The sequence below is a fragment of the Streptomyces vulcanius genome, from assembly GCF_042653945.1.
Classification (GTDB): Bacteria; Actinomycetota; Actinomycetes; order Streptomycetales; family Streptomycetaceae; genus Streptomyces; species Streptomyces mangrovi.
On sequence record NZ_JBHSFK010000016.1, the window covers coordinates 172,535 to 192,254 of the forward strand.

Sequence of the window (19,720 nt, forward strand, 5' to 3'; positions counted from 1 at the left end):
CGGCTATGCTGTCCGCCATGCCCACAGCCCTGGTCACCGGAGCGACGGCCGGTATCGGAGCGGCCTTCGCCCGGCGACTCGCCGCGGACGGCTTCGCTCTCGTCCTCCTGGCCCGGGACACCGAGCGCCTCGAACAGGCCGCGGAGCAGTACCGGACCGCCCACGGCGTCGAGGTGGAGATCCTCTCCGCGGACCTGACCACCGAGGCCGGCCTCGCCGACGCGGAGCGACGGGCCGCGCGGGACGTGGACCTGGTCGTCAACAACGCCGGGTTCGGGCAGCGTGGCGAGCTCCTCGGCACCGAACTGTCCGAGGAACTCGCGATGCTGCGCGTGCACTGCGAAGCCGTACTGCGTCTGACGCGCGCCGCTCTGCCCGGCATGACGGCGCGCGGACGCGGGGGCGTCATCAACGTCGCCTCGGTCGCGGCGTTCTTCCCGCGCGGTACGTACAGCGCGTCCAAGGCCTGGGTGGTGACGTTCAGCGAGAGCGTGTGCCAACAGGTTGCCGGTAGCGGCGCCCATGTGATGGCCCTGTGCCCCGGCTGGGTGCGCACCGAGTTCCACGAGCGGTCGGACATGGACACCTCGGGGATCCCGGACGCGCTGTGGCTCGACGCGGACCATCTCGTCGACGCCGCGATCCGCGACTTCCGCAGGGGCGTTCCGGTGAGTGTGCCGGACAGCCGCTACAAGGCGCTGGTCGGTCTCGGACGCGTCCTGCCCCGCCGACTCGTCGCCCGCCTGTCCGCCCGCGCGGGCAGCCACCACTAGGGCGTCGCCCCGGGAGCGTCGGGGGCCGACGCCCACGGGGCAGCGGTCCAGGCCGTGTTCTGGAACCGGGTGTTCTCCAACAGGGCCGGAAAACCCGGGCGCGGCGGGCTGTCCTGCCATGTGATGATCCTGCCGGTGCGCCGGGGCTGCCGGCGCGTTACCACACCCTTGGGGGGTAGCAATGAGACTGTTCTCTGCTGGACGCCCGTTACGTCTCAGATCCGGCGCCGCCTTGGCGGTGACGGCCGGCCTGCTGACTGTCGGCCTCGCCGCGCCCGCGCTCGCCGACGACGACCCGCCGCAGACCGACCAGTTGTGGATCAACGAGCCGTACGAGCAGACGCTGCCGCTCGGCATCGACGGCGGTCAGCCGCAGTCCCGCACCCTCGGCGTCGGCATCTACCACGACAACGAGAACTTCACGGTGACCGACGGCAGGCTCACCGTCGACGTCTCCGACCTCACCGGGGTCGCCGAGGTGACCTGGCCCGACAACTGCACGCCGAGCGGCACGAGTGCGGTGTGCGACGTTCCCGTGGTGCCCGCGATCGGGGGCGACTACGAGGACCAGGTGTTCCTGACGGTGCGCGCGGCCGACGGCGCCGAAGTCGGCGCACAGGGCAGCATCACCTACGAGGCGACGGCCACCGGCGGCCCCGACGGCACGCTCACCGCGCCGAACGAGAGCTTCGACACCACGCTCACCGTCGGCGCCGGGCCCGACCTCGCCCTCGACCCCGTCGCCGACATCGAGGACGGTCAGCCCGGCGACGAGCGGACGATCCCGTTGAGGATCACCAACAACGGCAACGAGAGCGCGAACGGGTTCACCGTCAAGCTGTACGCCTCGTACGGCCTGACGGATCTGACCCGGTACGACGCGTGCACCTACACCACGACGGACGGCAACGACTACGCACCGTCGAACAACGTAATCTGCACGTTCGACCAGGTGCTGGCGCCGGGCGACTCCTTCGAGCTGCCCGAGCCGCTGACGGTGCGACTCGCCCCGCACGCGCTGAACGAGCGGCTCGACATCGACGTCGAGCCGGGCGACGGCGCCCAGGACATCGACTCCCAGAACGACTACGCGGTCCTCCAGATCGGCGCGGTGAACACCGCGGACTTCTCCGTGACCGGTGACGCCATCTCCGGCGCGGCGGGCGAGACGGCCACGGCCGAGCTCACGTTCAAGAACAACGGCCCGGCCTGGTTCGGCAACCTCGGTTCCGGCGACCCGGTCGCCGAGGTCCGGCTGGTCGTGCCCGAGGGCACCAGGGTCACCGGCGTGCCGTCCGGCTGCTACCCGCGCACCCTCGACGGCGGCTACTACCCGAGGCAGACGGGCGCCCCGCGCTACGACTGCGACCTGCGGTACTGGGTGCTGGAGGACACCCGGCGCACGTTCGCGTTCTCCGTGCGCGTCGACACCGTGGTGCCCGGCGCGACCGGTGCCGTGAGCATCCACCCCACGTTCGGCGAGTTCGGCGCGTACCCCTTCGACTTCGACCCGGACCTCACGAACAACACGGCGGTCCTGGCCGTCAACTGACCGGCCCGGGGGGTTCGGAGCAGCCCTTCGAGCGGCTGCTCCGAACCCGCGCTTCACAGGGCGGACCCTGCCGGCCGGTCTCAGCCGGCCTGCCGGACACGGTGAGTGATCGCGGCGTATCGGCTCCGGATTCCGCGGTGTGCGCGCGAGCGGCCAGGCAGGAAATGGGTCAGACCTGTTCGAAGTGGAACGCCTTGATGAAGCAGTCGCGGGGCTGGGCGACGGCGAAGAGGATGCACTCCACGAGTGACTGCGCGGTGAGAGCGTCCTTGGCCTCGCGCGGTGTGGTCTCCCACTCCTCGGAGAGCGGGTCAGGGTTGTTGAAGTCGGGTGGGTAGAGGGAGATGACCCGGACTCCCTGGGGCCGCAGGCGCTTGGAGAGGATCTCGGTGAACCCTGCCTGGGCGCTCTTGGCCGCGTAGAAGGCGTCGTGCGCGTCTGAGCGGTGATGACCAGCTGTTCCGCAGGCGGAGATCATGGTCACCACGTCCGGCTTGTCCGAGTTGAGCAGGAGAGGGAGGAAGCTCTTCACGGTCAGGACGGTGCCGGTGGCGCCGGACGCGATGGTGTCGACGACGTCGGCGTCGGAGGCGGATGGGAGGTCTGGGCCGTCGAGGTAGCGGGAGCCGTTGTTGATCAGCACGTCGATGCGGTCGGTGTGCTGGGCGACGCCGGCCGCGAAGTCGCGGATCGAGGCGGGGTTTGTCAGGTCGCAGGCGAAGGCGTGGACCTGCTGGTGCCCTCGGCCGTGAATCTCGTCGCGGACACGCTCAGCGGCGGCGAGAGTGCGCGCGGAGAGGAAGACCTCGGCGCCGAGGTCCGCGAGACGGATGGCCAAAGTGCGTCCGAAATCGCGGCCGCCGGCGGTAATGACCACGCGGTGGTCGTCGAATCTCATGTCGGTACTCCTGGTTCGTGGATCGGATGCTGTGGTGAAGTGCGGCGGCTGATCTCGGCGGCGTAGGTGGCCCAGTCGCCGGCGGCGGCCCGCTGCCACTTGACGGCGACGGTGAGGTCGATGCCCAGGGTGCCGGCGAGGACCGCGGCGGGCAGCTCGGTGGCGGGCTGGAACAGCGCGGTCGAGCGGCTCTCCGCGAGCGGCTGAGGCGGCGAAGCCGTCGCAGGAGGTGTCAGGCGCCTGCGCAGCCAGCCCCGCGTCGTGAAACGCAGGATGTCCGACTACCGGCTCAAACGACCTCCGCAACGGCATGGGGCCTAGGCGTCGCAGGTCGTGTCCTCGGTCGGCAGGTGGCCTGTCGCGAGGTAGGCGTTGACCTTCGTGTCGACGCAGGTGCTGCCGTACACGCCGTACACCGCGTGCTGGGCGGGGCCGCGCAGGGTGATCAGACGGGAGGCGGGCCAGTCGCCGTGCTGGGCGACGGCGCCCGCGTAGGTGGTGCGTGGGTCACCGGTGGCGTTGACGAGGAGGGCGGGGAAGTCGTCCCGGACGGTCGTCGGGGCCTCGCGCGGCGGGTCCCAGAAGGCGCAGGGGCCGATGTTCCGCGTGATGGGGGCGAAGAGCGGCTCGCGTGCCCGGGTGCGCTGGATGTCGCGCCAGTACACCTCGGGGTCGCGCGGCGCGGCCACGTCACCGCAGAGGATCGCCGACTGCACGCTGCCGTAGGCCGAGTCGGCGTCCGTGAGGACGAACTTCAGCGTTTCGGCGAGGACGGGGTCCGGGTCGACGGGGTGACCCTGGGCGGCCCGGCGCATGTCCCGTACGGCTCGTGCCAGGTTTCCGTAGGCCTCGTCGTTGTCCTGGGAGAGCGAGCTGAAGACGACCACCGGCACGGTGTGCTCGTCCACCCGGTAGGAGCCCAGGGCGAGGGGCGCGCGGGTCGCCGCCGACCGGACGCGGTCCACGGCCTTCAGCACGGCGTCGCGGGTCCGGCCCAGCCCGTACTTGCCGTGCCGCGCGGCGGTCCACGACGCCCAGTCCTCCAACGCGAGCCGGTTCTCCGTCTCGGCGCCCCGCAGCAGGCGCGGGGAGTAGCGGGCCGGGTCGATGACTCCGTCGAGGACCATACGGTCGACGCGGCCGGGGAACATCGTGGCGTACACCTCGCCGAGGTAACTGCCGTAGGAATAGCCGAGGTAGGAGATCCTGCGCTCGCCGAGCGCCGCGCGGACGACGTCCATGTCGCGGGCGGTGTTGCGGGTGGTGGCGTACGGCAGCACCGGGCCCGCGTTGGTCCGGCAGCGGGTCGCGAGGTCGCGGGCGAACTCCGTCATCCGGTCGAATCCGGCGCGGTCCGCTCCCGCGCCCCGAATCAAGGTGCCGGTCGGCCAGCCGCAGTCCAGCGGGGTGCTGCGGCCCACGAAACGGGGGTCCACGCCCACGACGTCGTACCGTGCGGCGACGTCCTTCATCGCCTTGCGCACCCACGGCGGGTCGCCGAGGCTCTGCCCGCCGGGGCCGCCGCCGTTGAGCAGCAGCGGGCCGACGCGGTGTGCGGTGTCGGTGGCCCGGATCCTGGAGACCGCGACGGTGATGGTGCGCCCGCCGGGGTCGGCGTAGTCGAGGGGCACGGTGATGTCGGCGCACTCGGCGCCGGCCTTCTCCAGCTCCTCGCCGGTGGCGTCGTCCGGGCCCCGCACGCAGCTCTGCCAGGCGGGGCGCTGCTGGTGGAAGCGGGTCAGGGGGTCGCCGCCGCCCGTGCTCCCGGCCGCTGTGGCGGCGGGCGCGGTCAACGGCAGAACGGCCAGGGCGAGGGCCGTGCACAGGGCGGTGCGGCGGCTCATGCGGGTGTCCGTGCGGAGAACGATGTCATGCGCAGTCACGCTAGGCGACGCGCACCGGTCGATCACTCCGGTGAGCAGGTGTCCTGAACAGGGGGACAACCCAACCCCCGAACGCCCCGGATTTACTAACAATTGATTGAGCAGTCCAGCTGATAAACCTAATGTTAGTACCTGTGAAGGACACCACTCGTCTCGCATCCGATCTCCGGCTGGCCGTGGGGCGCGTGACCCGGCGCCTGCGTCAGGCTCACGCCGTGGGCGACATCTCCCTCTCGGGGGTGTCCGCGCTCGCGCGACTCGCCGGTGACGGCCCCGACTCCCCGACGTCCCTCGCCGAGATGGAGCGCGTACGCCCCCAGGCGATGGCCAGCACCCTCGCCCAACTCGAACAACGGGGGCTGGTCCGCCGTACGCCCGACGCCACGGACGGGCGGCGGAGCATCATGGAGATCACCGAGGAGGGGCGCGAGATGCTGGCCGAGCGCCGCTCCGAGTCGGTCCGGCTCCTCGGCGCCGTCCTCGAGGAGTTCACCGCCGAGGAGCGGGCGACGCTCGCGGCGGCCGTGCCGCTCCTCGACCGGCTGGCGGAGCGACTGTGACCGCGCGTACCCGGCCAGGCATCCTGCGCCCGGCGCGCCGCAAGGACACTCCGGTCGGGCCGGGCTACAAGTGGGTCGCGCTGTCGAACACCACGCTCGGTGTGCTGATCGCCACCATGGACGCCTCCATCGTGATCATCTCGCTGCCCGCGATCTTCCGCGGTATCGGCCTCGACCCGCTCGCACCGGGCAACATCGGCTACCTGCTGTGGATGATCCTGGGCTATCTGCTGGTCTCGGCCGTCCTCGTCGTCGTACTCGGCAGGCTCGGGGACATGTTCGGCCGGGTGCGGATCTACAACCTCGGCTTCCTGATCTTCGCGTGTGCCTCGGTCGCGCTCTCCTTCGACCCGTTCCGCGCCGGAGCGGGAGCACTGTGGCTGATCCTCTGGCGCATCGTGCAGGCCTTCGGCGGGTCCATGCTGACCGCCAACTCGGCCGCCATCCTCACCGACGCCTTCCCCGCCCGCCAGCGCGGCATGGCCCTGGGCATCAACCAGATCACCGCCCTCGCCGGACAGTTCCTCGGGCTCCTCGCGGGCGGACTGCTCGCCGTGGTCGACTGGCGTGCGGTGTTCTGGGTCAGCGTCCCGGTCAGCGTCACCGGGACGATCTGGTCGTATCTCAGTCTGCGCGAGACGTCGAAGGGCCGCCCCGGCCGCGTCGACTGGCTGGGCAACCTCACCTTCGCCGCGGGCGCCGGAATCCTGCTGGCCGGCATCACCTACGGCATCCAGCCCTACGGCGACAGCGCCACCGGCTGGGGAAGCCCCTGGGTGCTCACCGGCCTGATCGGCGGCTCCGCTCTGCTGCTGACCTTCTGCTACGTCGAGGCGCACGTCGCCGAGCCCATGTTCAACCTGGCCCTGTTCAAGGTGCGCGCCTTCGCCGCGGGCAACCTGGCGGCCCTGCTGACCGCGATCGCGCGCGGCGGCCTGCAGTTCATGCTCATCATCTGGTTGCAGGGCATCTGGCTGCCCCTGCACGGCTACGACTATGAGGACACCCCGCTGTGGGCGGGCATCTTCATGCTTCCGCTCACGCTCGGATTCCTCATCGCGGGCCCGCTCTCCGGCTACCTGTCCGACCGGTTCGGCGCCCGGTTCTTTTCTACGGCCGGCCTGACCGTCGTCGCCGTCTCGTTCGTCGGCCTGCTCGCGCTGCCCGTCGACTTCGACTACGGACTGTTCGCGGCCCTGCTCCTGCTCAACGGACTGGGGCAGGGCATGTTCTCCGCGCCGAACACGTCGTCCATCATGGGCAGCGTGCCGCCCGAATACCGCGGCGTCGCCTCGGGCATGCGCTCGACCTTCCAGAACTCCGGAACGGCCCTCTCCATCGGCGTGTTCTTCTCGCTCATGATCTCCGGGCTCGCGTCCTCACTCCCGGGCACACTGAGCGACGGACTGCGGACGCACGGGGTGCCGGCCGCCGCGGCCGAACACGCGGCGTCCCTGCCGCCGGTGAGCACACTCTTCGCGACGTTCCTCGGCAACAACCCCATCCAGCACCTGCTCGCCTCCGGCGGGACCCTCGACCAGCTGTCCGCCGCCCAGCGGGCCGTCCTGACCGGCCACACCTTCTTCCCCCAGCTGGTCTCCGGCCCGTTCCACCACGGTCTGACCATCGTCTTCAGCGTCGCGGCGGGCATGGCCCTGGTCTCCGCCCTCGCCTCCGCCCTGCGTGGCGGCCACCGCCCCACCATCCACGAGGACCAGCCACGCACGACCGCCCGGGAACAGGAACAGGGTCAGCCGCGCTGAAGCGCAGCCAAGTGAGCAAACATTTTCTCAGGCTCAGGTCGATTCGCGGACGACGAGGCGGCACGGAACGGTGTGCAGGCCGGGCTCCGGCTCCGAGCCGATCGCGTCCAGCAGTCGCAGGGCGGCCTGCCGGCCGATCTCGGCGAGGTCCGTGTCGATCGTGGTGAGGGGCGGGCGGCAGGCCAGGGCCATGATGTCCCAGTTGTCGTAGCCCACGATCGCGACCCTGCCGGGGACGTCAAGGCCGTTCTCGCGCAGCGCGTCGGCGACGCCCCTGGCGATCTGGTCGTTGCCGCAGAAGAAGGCGTCCGTGTCGGGCGCGGTCCGCAGGACCGCCTCGGCGGCGCGGCGCCCCCATGCCTCGCTCCACTCGCCGAAGTGGACCAGCCCGGTGGCCAGCTCCAGCGAGGAGCGTTCGAGCAGCTCGACGGTGTGGCGGGCGCGGTCGCGGGCGGCGGCGTGGTGCGCCGGGCCGGTGATGTGCGCGATCCGGGTGCGGCCGGTCGCCAGCAGATGCTCGACGGCCAGCCGCGCTCCGCTCCGGTCGTCGGAGACCACGGAGATGTCGTCCGGGTCCGTCGACGGCGAGAGCGCGTAGACCGTGGGGATCGGTTCGATCCCCTTCAGGGGCGGCCGTGGGTCGGTGCGCCGACCGGTCACGATGATGCCGTCCACCCGTCGGTCCATCAGGTTGCTCAGGTGGTGCTGCTCGCGGATGGTGTCACCGCGGGTGTCGCACAGCAGGACGGAGATCTTCCCGGCGCCGAGCGCGTCCTCGGCGCCGAGCAGGACGGGAGTGCTGAAGCGGCCGATGCCGTCCGTCGTCATCAGCCCGACGGTCCAGCTGCGGCCGGTGTGCAGGCTCTGCGCATGCTGGTTGGGGCGGAAGTCGAGCGCCTCCACGGCGGCCAGGACCCGCTGCCGTGTCTCGGGCCGCATCCGCCCGCTGCCGTTCAGCGCCTTCGAGGCCGTCCCGACGCTGACCCCGGCCAGCCTGGCGACATCGGCGAGCTTCGCCCGACCGGTGGGGGAAGAACCTGGAACCGCGGTCACGCGCAACCCTTTTCCTAGATGACATCGGCGACGAACATCCTGGCACCCTTCGTGACGGCTGGCCAGCCCCGATGCCGGCACCGAGAATACTTGTGCGTACCTCTTGACGCACGCTCCCCGTCTTTCTACGTTTCCGGGAAGAAAAACGTTTGCTCAATCGGGTTCCAGAGGCGGAGCACCGCCTGCCCGAATCCTGGGACGCCGCGTCCCGCCGCACGCGCCGGACCCTTGTTCCGCCGTTCCCTCCAACTCTCCGGAGAGCCATGCCCCGCCCACGTCCCGCCGTGCCCTCCGCCACAACCTGTCACCAGGCCGTCGGCCCGGTCCGCCACGGCCCGGGCGCCGAGGCCGCGTTCGCCCCCGCCGCCGTCGAGGTGCGGGGCGGCTTCTGGGACACCCGTCGCGAGGTGAACGCCCGTACCTCCATCCCGCAGGGTCCAGGGCTGCTGGAGTCGGCGGGGAACCTGCGCAACCTGCGGCTCGCGGCGGGTACGGACGACGGAGAGTTCCAGGGCGCGTACCCGTTCGTGGACTCGGACGTCTACAAGTGGCTGGAGGCCGCGTCCTGGCAACTCGCCCAGGCCCCGGACGACGCACTCGCGGCCGAGGTCGAGCGGATCGTCTCCCTGGTGGCCGGCGCGCAGCAGCCCGACGGCTACCTCAACACCTGGTTCCAGCTGCTCAAGGGCGGCGAGCGCTACCGGGACCTGCGCTGGGGCCACGAGCTGTACTGCGCCGGGCACCTGATCCAGGCGGCGGTGGCCCACCACCGGGCCACCGGCCGTACCGAACTCCTCGACGTGGCCGTGCGGTTCGCCGACCAGATCGACTCGGTCTTCGGCCTGCCCGGCAGCGGCAAGCCCCTCGACGGCGTCGACGGCCACCCCGAGGTCGAGACCGCCCTCGTCGAGCTGTACCGGGAGACGGGTGAGCGCCGCTACCTGGACCTCGCCGGCTACTTCGTGGACCGCTTCGGCCACGGCCTGCTGGGCGGCGAGGCGTACTGCCAGGACCGCGTCCCGCTGCGCGAGGCGGCCGATGTCGAGGGCCACGCCGTGCGCCAGCTGTACCTGCTGGCCGCCGCGGCCGACCTGGCCACCGAGACGGGGGAGGCCGGACTGCGGACCGCCGCCGAGCGGCTGTGGGCGGCGATGACCACCACCAAGACCCACATCACCGGCGGACTCGGCGCCCATCACGACGAGGAGGACTTCGGCGACCCGTACGAACTGCCGAACGAGCGCGCCTACTGCGAGACCTGCGCCGCCATCGCCTCGGTCCAGTGGAGCTGGCGCATGGCCCTGCTCACCGGCGGGGCCCGCTACTCCGACCTGATCGAACGCACCCTGTACAACGGCTTCCTCGCCGGCGTCTCCCTCGACGGCGAACACTGGCTGTACGTCAACCCGCTCCAGGTCCGCGACGGGCACACCGACACCGGCGGCGACCAGTCCGCCCGCCGCACCCGCTGGTTCCGGTGCGCCTGCTGCCCGCCGAACGTCATGCGGCTGCTGGCCTCCCTGGAGCACTATCTCGCCTCGACCGACACCGGCGGGCTGCAGATCCACCAGTACGTCACCGGGCGCTACGGCGACGACCGGTTCGCCGTCCGCTGCGAAACCGACTACCCCTGGCACGGCACCATCGCCCTCACCGTCGAGGAAGCCCCCGCCGACGGCCCCCGGACCCTCTCTCTGCGCATCCCGCAGTGGTGCCGCGAGTACCGGGTGCGGTGCGGGGAGACGACGTACGACCAGAGCGACGCGCCCGTCTCCGACGGCTGGCTGCGGCTGGCACGCACCTGGGCGCCCGGCGACCGGATCGTCCTCGAACTCGCCCTCGAACCCCGCCTCACCGCCGCCGACCCGCGCGTGGACGCCGTACGCGGCTGCGTCGCGATCGAGCGCGGACCGCTCGTGTACTGCCTGGAAGGTGTCGACCACCCCGGCGGCGGCCTGGACGACATGGTGCTCGACACCACCCGCCCGCTCGCCGTGAAGCACCGCCCCGACCTGCTCGGCGGCGTCACCACCGTCGTGGCCGCCGGGCACCGCCGGCACATCGCCGACGCGGGCTGGTGGCCGTACCGGACGGCCAGCGCCACCGCCGACGTCCCACCGGCCGACGAGCCCCTCGAACTGACCGCGATCCCCTACTACGCGTGGGCCAACCGCCAGGACGGCAGCATGCGCGTCTGGCTGCCCACCTCCTGAACCCCCGCCTCCTCCCTCTCCACGCGCCACCCCACAGACAACGAGGTCACCCGTGAGACACACCCGCCGCAACCTGCTCGCCGCCATAGCAGTCCTCGGCACCCTCGCCTCCGCCACCGCCTGCGGCGGCGGAGGCGACTCCTCAGCCTCCGGGTCCGGCGGCGCCGGCGGGACGTACGCCTTCTGGGACCCGTACCCGCAGTTCGACGCGTCCTCGGCGTGGGGCAAGCTCGTGAGCAAGTGCGGTACCGACGCCGGGGTCAAGATCAAGCGCACCGGCATGGACACCACGGACCTGGGCAACAAGGCGCTGCTCGCCGCCCAGCAGGGCAACGCCCCCGATGTGATGCTGGTGGACAACCCGGTCGTGTCCACGCTGGTGGAGGCGGGGATCATCAACAAGACGAGCGACCTCGGCCTGGACACGAAGTCGATCCAGCAGAACATCCTCGGCGCGGGCACCATCGACGGCTCCGCCTACGGTGTGCCGATCGGCGCCAACACGCTCGCCCTCTACTACAACAAGAAGGTCCTGTCCGCCGCGGGCGTCAACCCGGCCGCCATCAAGGACTGGAACTCGCTGACCGCGGCCCTGAAGAAGGTCAAGGACGCGGGCAAGAAGGGCATCACGTTCTCCGCGATCAACACGGAGGAGGGCAGCTTCCAGTTCCTGCCGTGGTTCTGGGGCGCCGGCGGCGACCTCACCAAGCTCGACTCGGCGAAGGGCGTCGCCGCGCTGTCCCTGTGGAAGCAGTGGGTCGACGCCGGGTACGCGCCCAAGGACGTCCTGCAGAACACCCAGACCACCAGCTGGCAGGAGTTCGCCACCGGCGACTACGCGTTCGGCGAGAACGGCACCTGGCAGCTCGGCAACGCGGCGAAGGCCGGATTCGAGTACGGCGTCATCAGCATCCCGGGGCAGAGCGGCGGATCGGCACCGGTGCCGACCGGCGGCGAGTTCGTCACCGTCCCCATGCAGAAGGACAGCGCGCGCTACGACGTCAGCAGCAAGATCGTCACCTGTCTGACCAGCTCGGCCAATCTGCTGTCCACGGACACGACCCTGGCGTACGTGGCCCCCACCGCGGCGGTGCAGGCCGAGCAGGTCAAGGCGAACCCCGAGCTCAAGCCGTGGGTCGAGGCGGTGGCCGCGGCGCGTGGCCGTACCAGCGGCGGGCTGGGCACCAAGTACCCGACCATCTCCCAGCCCATGTGGACCGCCGTCCAGGCCGCCCTGTCCGGCAGCCAGAGCCCGCAGGACGCCCTCGACGCCGCGCAGACGGCCGCCGGCAAGGGCACGAACTGACCCCCCGACGTGCTCGCGGCCCGTCCCGGGGCCCTTCCTCCGAACCGCATGCCACCCGCATCCAGGAGTTCGCATGACCACCGCCCGCGTCGACCGCCGCTCCCAGCGGTCCCCGGCCAGGTCCGGGGCGACCGGTGCAGACGACCGTACGGACGCCCCGGCGCTCCGGCGCCGTCTGCGCCGGAAGAGCCGGCTGACCGCACTGGCGTTCCTCGCGCCCCTGGCCGTCTACCTCGCCGCGTTCTACGTCTATCCGCTCTACCGCAACCTCGATCTGAGCCTGCGCGACTACACCGTCCGGTCGTTCGTGGCGGGCGACGCGCCGTTCTCCGGGCTGGACAACTTCAGGACCGTCCTCGACGATCCGACGTTCGGCCCGGCGATCCGCCACACCATGATCTTCACCTTCGTGTCGATCGCGTTCCAGTACGCCGCCGGGCTCGCCCTCGCCGTCTTCTTCAACCGCCACTTCCGGCTGGCCGGCACCCTCAGGGCGCTGTTCCTGATCCCCTGGCTGCTGCCGCTGATCGTGTCGGCGTCGACCTGGTCGTGGATGTTCAACAGCGAGTCCGGCGTCATCAACTACGCCCTCCACCTGGTGGGCGTGGCCCCGGTCGACTGGCTCACCTCGCCCGACTGGGCGTTGACCTCGGTCATCATCGCCAACGTCTGGATCGGCATCCCGTTCAACCTGGTCATCCTCTACAGCGGACTGCAGAACATCCCCGGCGAGCTGTACGAGGCCGCGTCGCTGGACGGGGCGAGCGCCTGGCAGCAGTTCCGGCGCATCACCTTCCCGCTGCTGCGGCCGGTCTCGGCGATCACGCTGCTGCTGGGTCTCGTCTACACCCTCAAGGTGTTCGACCTGATCTGGATCATGACCAAGGGAGGCCCCGGCGACGCCTCGTCCACCCTGGCGACCTGGTCGTACCAACTCGGCTTCGGCACCCTGCTGCCCAGGTTCGGCCCGGGCGCGGCGGTCGGCAACATCCTCATCCTCATCGCCCTCGCCTTCGGGCTGCTGTACATCCGTGTCCAGAGGAGGCAGCAAGCATGACCGCCGTCCACCGCCCCGCCCGGCGCTCGCGCCTCTACACCGCCGTCGGCGTCCTGCTCACCGCCGTCATGCTGTTCCCGGTCTACTGGATGCTCAACGTGTCCCTCACCCCGCAGCAGGACATGCGCAAGAGCCCGCCCGACCTGCTGCCCCTGCACCCCACCTTCGAGGGCTACCGCGCCGTTCTGCACGACCAGCTGCCCTACCTCGGCACCAGCCTGCTCATCGGCCTCGGCACGGTCGTCCTCACCCTCGTCCTCGCCGCCCCGGCCGGCTTCGCGCTGGCGAAACTGCGGCCCCGCGGCGGCGGCCTCCTCGGCCTCGTCCTGCTGGTCGCCCAGATGATCCCCGGCATCGTCATGGCGATGGGCTTCTACGGCGTCTTCCTCGACCTCGGCCTGCTCAACTCCTGGTGGGGACTGATCATCGCCGACTCCACCATCGCCGTGCCGTTCGGCGTCATGATCTTCACGGCGTTCATGTCGGGCATCCCCGGCGAGCTGATCGCCGCCTCCCGCATCGACGGCGCCGGCACCTTCCGCACCTTCTGGTCGATCGTCCTGCCGGTCAGCCGCAACGCGCTGGTCACCGTCTCCCTCTTCAGCTTCCTGTGGGCCTGGTCCGACTTCGTCTTCGCCAACACCCTCGACGGCGGCGGCGACTGGCGCCCGATCACCCTCGGCATCTACCACTACATCGGCAACAACAACCAGGAATGGAACGCGATCATGGCCACCGCCGTCGTCGCGTCGCTCCCCGCGGCGGTCCTGCTCGTCCTGGCCCAGCGCTATGTGGCCGCGGGCGTCACCGCGGGCGCGGTCAAGGACTGATCCACGATGCCCGCCGTCCCCGGCCCACCGGCCGGGCGGGGCCGGGATCCGCCCCGCCCCACTCACGATGCCACACCGCGCAGGGCTCTCATCCGTCACGAGGGTCCAGGTCCCCTTGCAACCGGTCGTCCCCCATCCACTCTCAGGAGAGCCGCTGATGTCATACCTGAGCGCCCGCCACCGTCTCAGAGCACCCCTGGGCCGTGTCACCGCCGCTGCCGTGGCCACCGCCCTGGCCGCCACCGCCGTCGTCCTGACGGGTACGTCCGCCCAGGCCGCGCCCACCTCGTCCACCACCCTGGTCGTCAACGCCGCGCAGATCCTGCGGTCCGTCACCCATGTCGGCACGGGCAGCCTCTACGGTCTGGCGAGCGCGAGCACCCCCGCAGACAGCCTTGTACAGCCCCTGAAGCCCAACACCTTCGTCCAGATGGCGCCGGGCGGCAGCCAGCTCCCCAACGGCGAGCCGGCTCCCGGCGGCGACTCCCTCGTCGTCGCCGCCAAGGCCGCCGCCGCGGGCGCCAAGGTCGTCGTGAGGATGCCGGACTGGTATCCGAACTTCCCCTACAAATGGGTGAGTTGGAGCAACTGGCTGTCAGCTGTCGACCAGCAGGTGGCCTCGGTGAAGTCCTCCGGTGCCACCAACATCAGCGCGTACGAGCTGTGGAACGAGCCCGACTGGACCTGGGACACCACCAACGCCGGTGCCTTCAACGCGGGTTGGGCGCGCACGTTCAAGGAGGTGCGGACCAAGGACACCACGACGCCGATCCAGGGGCCGAGTTACTCGGCGTGGAACCAGTCCTGGATGAGCTCGTTCCTCACCGACGCCAAGGCGAGCGGCACGGTCCCCGACGTCATCGCCTGGCACGAACTCCAGGGCAGCAAGGACATCGCCGCCCATGTCTCGGCGTACCGCGCCCTGGAGTCGAGCCTCGGCATCAGCCCGCGCCCGATCGACATCGAGGAGTACGGCACTCCGGACGAGATGGGCAACTCCGGTGCCCTGATCGGCTATGCCGCCAAGTTCGAGCGGGCCGGGGTGCGCGACGCCGAGCTCGCCTTCTGGAACCACTACGGCACCCTCGGCGACACCCTGACCGACACCGGCGGGTCGCCCAACGGCTCCTACTGGACGTACAAGTGGTACGGCGACATGTCCGGGAACATGCTCGTCACCACACCTCCCGCCCAGACGGGCATCGACGGCCTCGCCTCCCTCAACGGCGGGGGCAACCAGATCAGCGTCGTCGCCGGCGGCTGCACCGGCTCCTGCGCCGTCACGGTCAACGGCCTGAACTCCCTGTCGGCCTTCGGCAGCACGGTCCACCTCAAGCTGGAGTACTCCCCGAACACCGGCCGCACCACCGCCTCCTCCGGCCCGATCACCATCTCCGACACCGACTACACGGTCTCCGGCGGATCCATCACCGTGCCGGTCACGATGAACGCCTCCGACGGCTACCACCTGGTGGTCACCCCCGGCGGCAGCTCCACCACCCTTGCCGGGCGCTACCAGATCACCAACAAGAACAGCGGCCTCGCCCTCGGCACCGTGAACGCGGGCACCGCGCAGGGCACCTCGGTCGTCCAGGCCACCTCCACCACCGGAACCGACCAGAACTGGACCCTGGTGGCCGCCGGTTCGGGTCTGTACAAGATCGTCAACCAGAAGAGCGGGCTGCTTCTCGGCATCAACAACATGAGCACCAGCGACGGCGGTACGGCCCTGATCTGGGGCGACAACGGCACCGCGGACCATCTCTGGCAGGCCATACCGGCCCGTGACGGCTACTACAAGATCGCCAACTACAACAGCGGTCTGCTGCTGGGCGTCGACGGCATGAGCACGACGTCGGGCGCACAGGTCCTGCAGTGGTCCGACAACGGCACCGCCGACCACCTGTGGAGGCTCACCGCTCGCTGAGGCGACCACCGACGGCCCCGGCGCCCGCCATCACCTGGCGGGCGCCGCCTACGCCTCCGTCCGCAGCCGCCGCGTGATGTCCACGACCCGGCGTGTCTGGAAGTCGATGGCGGCCAACTCGGTCTGCCCGGGCGGGATCTCGCCGTTCCGGGACACGTGGCTGGTGCCGTAGGGATTGCCGGCCTCGAACTGGATGGGGTCGGCGTAGCCCGGCGGGACGAGGATGGCGCCCCAGTGGTAGAAGGTGTTGTTGATCGCCAGGATCGTCGACTCCTGGCCGCCGTGCGCCGTCGCGGTGGCGGTGAACGAGGAGCCGACCTTGTTCACCAGCCGTCCCTGCGCCCACAGCGGCCCCGAGGTGTCGATGAACTGTTTGAGCTGAGCGGCGGGCAGCCCGTACCGGGTGGGTGAGCCCAGCATGATCGCGTCGGCCCAGTCGAGGTCGTCGAGAGTCGCGACGCGTATGTGCTGGGTGGCGGCGAGGTGCTCGGACCAGCCCTGATTGCCGGCGATGGCCTCCTCCGGCGCCAGCTCGGCCACCTTGCGAAGCCGCACCTCCGCTCCCGCCTTCTCCGCGGCCGTGGCCGCCGCCTTCGCGAGTTCGAAGACGGTCCCGGTGGACGAGTAGTAGATGACGGACACGTTTACCGCGTAGTCCATGACGACTCCAAAGGGGGGAATGAACCGGATTCGGGATCGGTAACAGCCTGGCGATTCGCCGACACCGGGGCATCAGTCAACTGACCTGAGCCGTTGCTCCGGGACGCGTACGGCGGGCGCCGGCTCCGTGCGGGTGAGTGTTTCGCGCGTTTCCTCGGTCAGGCCGCCCCAGACGCCGTGCCGTTCCCGGTGGCTCAGCGCGTACCGCAGGCAGGGAGCCCGCACCGGGCAAAGGGCGCAGATCGCCAGCGCCCGCTGGATGGCGCCGTGGTCGCCCGGAGGCGGGAAGAAGGTCCGGATGTCGGCGCCGCGGCAGTACGCGGCCGTTCGCCAGCTCACCGCCCTACGGTCGGGCGAGTCGTGTCCGTTCGCCGAGGTCATCCCATCTCCTCCAGCTTCTTGCCGTTGGTTTCGCGCACCCGCGCGGCGACGAAGACGAAGGAGAGCAGAGCGAAGCCCGCGTAGACGGCGTAGGTGGACGACAGATTCCAGTCCGACATGCGCGGGAAGCTCTCGGTGACGGCCCAGTTGGCGATCCAGTTGGCGGCGGTCGCCACCGACATCGCCGCGGCGCGGATCTTCAGCGGGAACATCTCGCCGACCATCACCCAGAGCACCACACCCCAGGAGACCGCGAAGAAGAAGACGAAGGCGTGGGCGGCGATCAGCGCCACGGCGCCCTGGGTGTCCGGGATGGACAGACTGCTGCCACTGCCCGTCTTGTACGAGAACGCCCACGACGCGAAGGCCAGCGAGACGGCCATGCCGGCCGAGCCGGTCAGCGCGAGCGGTTTGCGGCCGACCCGGTCGATCAGGAGCATCGCGACGACGGTGCCGACGATGTTGATGGTCGATGTGGACAGGCTGATCAGCAGGGAGCTGGACTGGTCGATGCCCACCGACTGCCACAGGATCGACGAGTAGTAGAAGATGACGTTGATGCCGACGAGCTGCTGGAAGACGGCCAGCCCGATGCCGACCCACACGATCGGGAGCAGCCCGAAACGGCCGCCGAGCAGATCGCGTACCCGCGGCTTGTGGTCGGTCCTGAGCGCGTGCTGGATCTCGGCGATCCGGTCCTCGGTGCCGGCATACGTCCCCTGCAGATCGCTCACTGCCGCGCGGGCCTGGTCCAGACGTCCCGTGGCGACGAGGAAGTGCGGCGACTCCGGGATACGGAGGGTGAGGAACAGGTAGGCGAGTGCGGGTACGACGGCGGCCATGAGCATCCACTGCCAGGCATGCAGGGGACCCAGCGGGTTCTCGCTCTTGCCGTCGGCGCCCTGGGCGATCCCCCAGTTGACCAGCTGGGAGGCGGTGATCCCCAGCACGATGGCCGCCTGCTGGAACGACGCCAGCCGGCCGCGATGGTCGGCCGGCGCGACCTCGGCGATATAGGTGGGGCCGATCAGCGAGGCGAGGCCGATCGCCATGCCGCCGATGACCCGCCAGGCCCCCAGGTCCCAGGCGGAGAAGGGCATGGACGAGCCGAGTGCGCTGATCGCGAAGAGGACGGCGGCGAGGTGCATCACCCGCAGACGGCCGATGCGGTCGGCGAGGCGCCCCGCGACGGCGGCTCCGAACGCGGAACCGAGCAGGGCGGAGGCGACGATGGTGCCTGTCTGGCTGGAGGTGACGTCGAATCGGTGCTGGATTCCGGTGACGGCGCCGTTGATGACGGCGCTGTCGTAGCCGAACAGGAAGCCGCCGATCGACGCGGCTGCCGAGATGTAGGTGATGCGCCGGAGATCGGCGGTGCGGGGCGCGGCCATGTGCCGGGCGGACCCCGCCGGACTGGCGTTCGCGGTCATGGACAAGGGCTCCTTCACAGGACCGGGTTCTCGGACGCGCAGGCCAGGAATCCGGGCCAGGCGGGTAGACCGGTCGTGGGGGCGTGGATTCGGATCGGGTGACGGCTGCCTGCTCGGCGATGCTCGTCAGTGCTCGTCAGTGCGAGCCCCGTTGTCAGAGGCGGGCCGGGGACGAGATCAGCTCGTGCAGACGTGCGAGGTTCGCAGCGCCGATGAGGCCGGCGTCCTGCCCGGCGGTGGCGGTGCGGACCTCGGCGTAGACCCGGTGCTCGCCACCGCCGAGGGCCCGGCGGTAGGAGACCTCGGCCGGACGCCGGATCAGCTCGCCGGTGTCGCCGAGGCCGCCGCCGATGACGAGGACGGACGGGTCGAGGACAGAGGCGAGGTCGGCGAGGGCCTGGCCCAGCCAGCGACCCGATCGCGCGAACACTTCGAGGGAGAAGGGATCGCCGCGCCGGGCCGCCTCGGTCACGTGCGGCCCCTGGAGACCGGCGGGGGTGCCGTCGCCCAGCGCGAGCACCGCCGCGGCGCGTCCGGGATCGGCGGCCGCCATTTCCCGGGCGCGGCGCGTGTGGGCCGCTCCGCTCGCGTACTGCTCCATGCAGCCGTGCTGACCGCAGGGGCACGGGAGGCCGTCAGGGACCGCCCGGTAGTGGCCGATCTCGCCCGCCATGCCGAAGCGACCGCGGAAGAGCCGGCCTCTGCTGATGATGCCTCCGCCGAAGCCGGTGCCCGCCATCACCATCAGCATGTCGTCGTGTCCGGCACCGGCTCCATGGACGAACTCGCCCCATGCGGCGGCGTTCGCGTCGTTCTCGACGACGACCGGAAGCCCCGTGGCCTCCTGGACGATGTCCCGGATCGCCTTGTCGTGCCAGCCGAGGTTGGGCGCGAAGCGCACCGTCGAGCGCTCCGCGTCCACGTATCCGGCGGCTCCGACGCCGACCGCCCGGACGTCGTCCCAGCCCCTGCGGACCCGCTGGACCGCCTCGGCGATCGTGTCGGCGATCCGGTCCGGGTCCCGCGGGGTGGGGATGCGCACCCGGGAGACGACCTCCCCGGCGGGATCGACCGCTCCTGCGGCGATCTTCGTGCCGCCGAGATCGACGCCCACGGTCAGACCGCAAGTCTGTTCCCTCATCCGGCACCGCCCACGCTCTGGAACGAACGGTGGACGGCACCGGGCTTCCGGCGTTCGCCGTGCCGGCCCATGCCGATGAGACAGAGAGTCATGTCGGGTTCCTTGGCGTCGTGCGGGTGTGTGAGCGCCCTGGCGGGAGACGCTGCTTCAGCTTCCGTACTCCGGCGGCGAGTTGCTTGAGTCATTCGACTGGGTCCGGTACGGGCAGTCGTCCGGAAAAAAGCAAAAACGCACACCGTGTCACGGATAGCTGCCATGCGCTGTCTTCCCTGTGCAACAAGTGGTGTTTCTAC

Annotated in this window: 16 protein-coding genes; 9 read left to right on the forward strand and 7 right to left on the reverse strand. The window is 70.6% G+C overall.

Annotation, left to right across the window (positions count from 1 at the left end):
* The first annotated feature begins 17 nt into the window (after nt 1-17).
* Both ACFPIH_RS24985 and ACFPIH_RS24990 read left to right on the forward strand, forming a co-directional pair.
* A complete protein-coding gene (locus ACFPIH_RS24985; protein ID WP_381168640.1) occupies nt 18-773 on the forward strand; it encodes an SDR family NAD(P)-dependent oxidoreductase in 756 nt (251 codons plus the stop codon).
* A 181-nt stretch (nt 774-954) separates the two neighbouring features.
* Nucleotides 955-2,325, forward strand: coding sequence for a COG1361 family protein (locus tag ACFPIH_RS24990; RefSeq protein ID WP_381168638.1), 1,371 nt, complete (start codon nt 955-957; stop codon nt 2,323-2,325).
* Nucleotides 2,326-2,494: 169 nt separating this feature from the next.
* Here ACFPIH_RS24990 and ACFPIH_RS24995 read toward each other — a convergent pair whose 3' ends face one another.
* On the reverse strand, nt 2,495-3,223 hold the full coding sequence (locus ACFPIH_RS24995) for an SDR family oxidoreductase (protein ID WP_381168636.1): 729 nt from the start codon (nt 3,221-3,223) through the stop codon (nt 2,495-2,497).
* A gap of 317 nt (nt 3,224-3,540) precedes the next feature.
* The gene (locus ACFPIH_RS25000) at nt 3,541-5,067 is read right to left on the reverse strand and encodes an alpha/beta fold hydrolase (protein ID WP_381168634.1); all 1,527 of its coding nucleotides are present in this window, start codon (nt 5,065-5,067) and stop codon (nt 3,541-3,543) included.
* Between the two features lie 254 nt (nt 5,068-5,321).
* On the opposite strand from ACFPIH_RS25000, the gene ACFPIH_RS25005 reads away from it, so the two are divergent.
* Complete coding sequence (locus tag ACFPIH_RS25005) at nt 5,322-5,666, forward strand: MarR family winged helix-turn-helix transcriptional regulator (RefSeq protein WP_381168632.1); 345 nt, start codon at nt 5,322-5,324, stop codon at nt 5,664-5,666.
* A gap of 116 nt (nt 5,667-5,782) precedes the next feature.
* Nucleotides 5,783-7,429, forward strand: a complete 1,647-nt coding sequence (locus tag ACFPIH_RS25010; RefSeq protein ID WP_381169190.1) for an MFS transporter — start codon at nt 5,783-5,785, stop codon at nt 7,427-7,429.
* Between the two features lie 33 nt (nt 7,430-7,462).
* Here the strand turns inward: ACFPIH_RS25010 and ACFPIH_RS25015 are convergent, their stop codons facing one another.
* Nucleotides 7,463-8,482, reverse strand: coding sequence for a LacI family DNA-binding transcriptional regulator (locus ACFPIH_RS25015; protein WP_381168630.1), 1,020 nt, complete (start codon nt 8,480-8,482; stop codon nt 7,463-7,465).
* 263 nt (nt 8,483-8,745) lie between these two features.
* Here ACFPIH_RS25015 and ACFPIH_RS25020 point away from each other — a divergent pair, with 263 nt between their 5' ends.
* The 5 genes from ACFPIH_RS25020 to ACFPIH_RS25040 all read left to right on the forward strand — a co-directional run bounded on the left by ACFPIH_RS25020 (nt 8,746) and on the right by ACFPIH_RS25040 (nt 15,815).
* Nucleotides 8,746-10,695 (forward strand): glycoside hydrolase family 127 protein, encoded by a 1,950-nt coding sequence (locus ACFPIH_RS25020; RefSeq protein WP_381168628.1) that lies wholly within the window; start codon nt 8,746-8,748, stop codon nt 10,693-10,695.
* Nucleotides 10,696-10,747: 52 nt separating this feature from the next.
* The gene (locus ACFPIH_RS25025) at nt 10,748-12,001 is read left to right on the forward strand and encodes a sugar ABC transporter substrate-binding protein (RefSeq protein WP_381168626.1); all 1,254 of its coding nucleotides are present in this window, start codon (nt 10,748-10,750) and stop codon (nt 11,999-12,001) included.
* 73 nt (nt 12,002-12,074) lie between these two features.
* Nucleotides 12,075-13,058 (forward strand): carbohydrate ABC transporter permease, encoded by a 984-nt coding sequence (locus ACFPIH_RS25030; RefSeq protein ID WP_381168624.1) that lies wholly within the window; start codon nt 12,075-12,077, stop codon nt 13,056-13,058.
* Nucleotides 13,055-13,888 carry a carbohydrate ABC transporter permease gene (locus tag ACFPIH_RS25035; RefSeq protein WP_381168622.1) on the forward strand — a complete coding sequence of 278 codons (834 nt, stop codon included), beginning with the start codon at nt 13,055-13,057 and terminating at the stop codon, nt 13,886-13,888. The genes ACFPIH_RS25030 and ACFPIH_RS25035 overlap by 4 nt, the downstream gene beginning before the upstream one ends.
* 157 nt (nt 13,889-14,045) lie before the next feature.
* On the forward strand, nt 14,046-15,815 hold the full coding sequence (locus tag ACFPIH_RS25040; RefSeq protein WP_381168620.1) for an RICIN domain-containing protein: 1,770 nt from the start codon (nt 14,046-14,048) through the stop codon (nt 15,813-15,815).
* Nucleotides 15,816-15,863: 48 nt separating this feature from the next.
* On the opposite strand, the gene wrbA is transcribed toward ACFPIH_RS25040, so the two are convergent.
* The 4 genes from wrbA to ACFPIH_RS25060 all read right to left on the reverse strand — a co-directional run bounded on the left by wrbA (nt 15,864) and on the right by ACFPIH_RS25060 (nt 19,427).
* Nucleotides 15,864-16,475 (reverse strand): NAD(P)H:quinone oxidoreductase, encoded by a 612-nt coding sequence (gene wrbA, locus ACFPIH_RS25045; RefSeq protein ID WP_381168618.1) that lies wholly within the window; start codon nt 16,473-16,475, stop codon nt 15,864-15,866.
* Nucleotides 16,476-16,547: 72 nt separating this feature from the next.
* Nucleotides 16,548-16,814, reverse strand: a complete 267-nt coding sequence (locus ACFPIH_RS25050; protein WP_381168616.1) for a WhiB family transcriptional regulator — start codon at nt 16,812-16,814, stop codon at nt 16,548-16,550.
* A 38-nt stretch (nt 16,815-16,852) separates the two neighbouring features.
* Nucleotides 16,853-18,286 carry a sugar porter family MFS transporter gene (locus tag ACFPIH_RS25055; RefSeq protein WP_381168614.1) on the reverse strand — a complete coding sequence of 478 codons (1,434 nt, stop codon included), beginning with the start codon at nt 18,284-18,286 and terminating at the stop codon, nt 16,853-16,855.
* Nucleotides 18,287-18,440: 154 nt separating this feature from the next.
* Complete coding sequence (locus ACFPIH_RS25060) at nt 18,441-19,427, reverse strand: ROK family glucokinase (protein ID WP_381168612.1); 987 nt, start codon at nt 19,425-19,427, stop codon at nt 18,441-18,443.
* Nucleotides 19,428-19,720 lie beyond the last annotated feature (293 nt).

Coding starts and splice junctions, on each gene's coding strand:
- ACFPIH_RS24985 (WP_381168640.1), top strand. CDS start 18: ATGCCCACAGCCCTGGTCACCGGAGCGACGGCCGGTATCGGAGCGGCC.
- ACFPIH_RS24990 (WP_381168638.1), top strand. CDS start 955: ATGAGACTGTTCTCTGCTGGACGCCCGTTACGTCTCAGATCCGGCGCC.
- ACFPIH_RS24995 (WP_381168636.1), bottom strand. CDS start 3,223: ATGAGATTCGACGACCACCGCGTGGTCATTACCGCCGGCGGCCGCGAT.
- ACFPIH_RS25000 (WP_381168634.1), bottom strand. CDS start 5,067: ATGAGCCGCCGCACCGCCCTGTGCACGGCCCTCGCCCTGGCCGTTCTG.
- ACFPIH_RS25010 (WP_381169190.1), top strand. CDS start 5,783: ATGGACGCCTCCATCGTGATCATCTCGCTGCCCGCGATCTTCCGCGGT.
- ACFPIH_RS25020 (WP_381168628.1), top strand. CDS start 8,746: ATGCCCCGCCCACGTCCCGCCGTGCCCTCCGCCACAACCTGTCACCAG.
- ACFPIH_RS25030 (WP_381168624.1), top strand. CDS start 12,075: ATGACCACCGCCCGCGTCGACCGCCGCTCCCAGCGGTCCCCGGCCAGG.
- ACFPIH_RS25035 (WP_381168622.1), top strand. CDS start 13,055: ATGACCGCCGTCCACCGCCCCGCCCGGCGCTCGCGCCTCTACACCGCC.
- ACFPIH_RS25040 (WP_381168620.1), top strand. CDS start 14,046: ATGTCATACCTGAGCGCCCGCCACCGTCTCAGAGCACCCCTGGGCCGT.
- wrbA (WP_381168618.1), bottom strand. CDS start 16,475: ATGGACTACGCGGTAAACGTGTCCGTCATCTACTACTCGTCCACCGGG.
- ACFPIH_RS25055 (WP_381168614.1), bottom strand. CDS start 18,286: ATGACCGCGAACGCCAGTCCGGCGGGGTCCGCCCGGCACATGGCCGCG.
- ACFPIH_RS25060 (WP_381168612.1), bottom strand. CDS start 19,427: ATGAGGGAACAGACTTGCGGTCTGACCGTGGGCGTCGATCTCGGCGGC.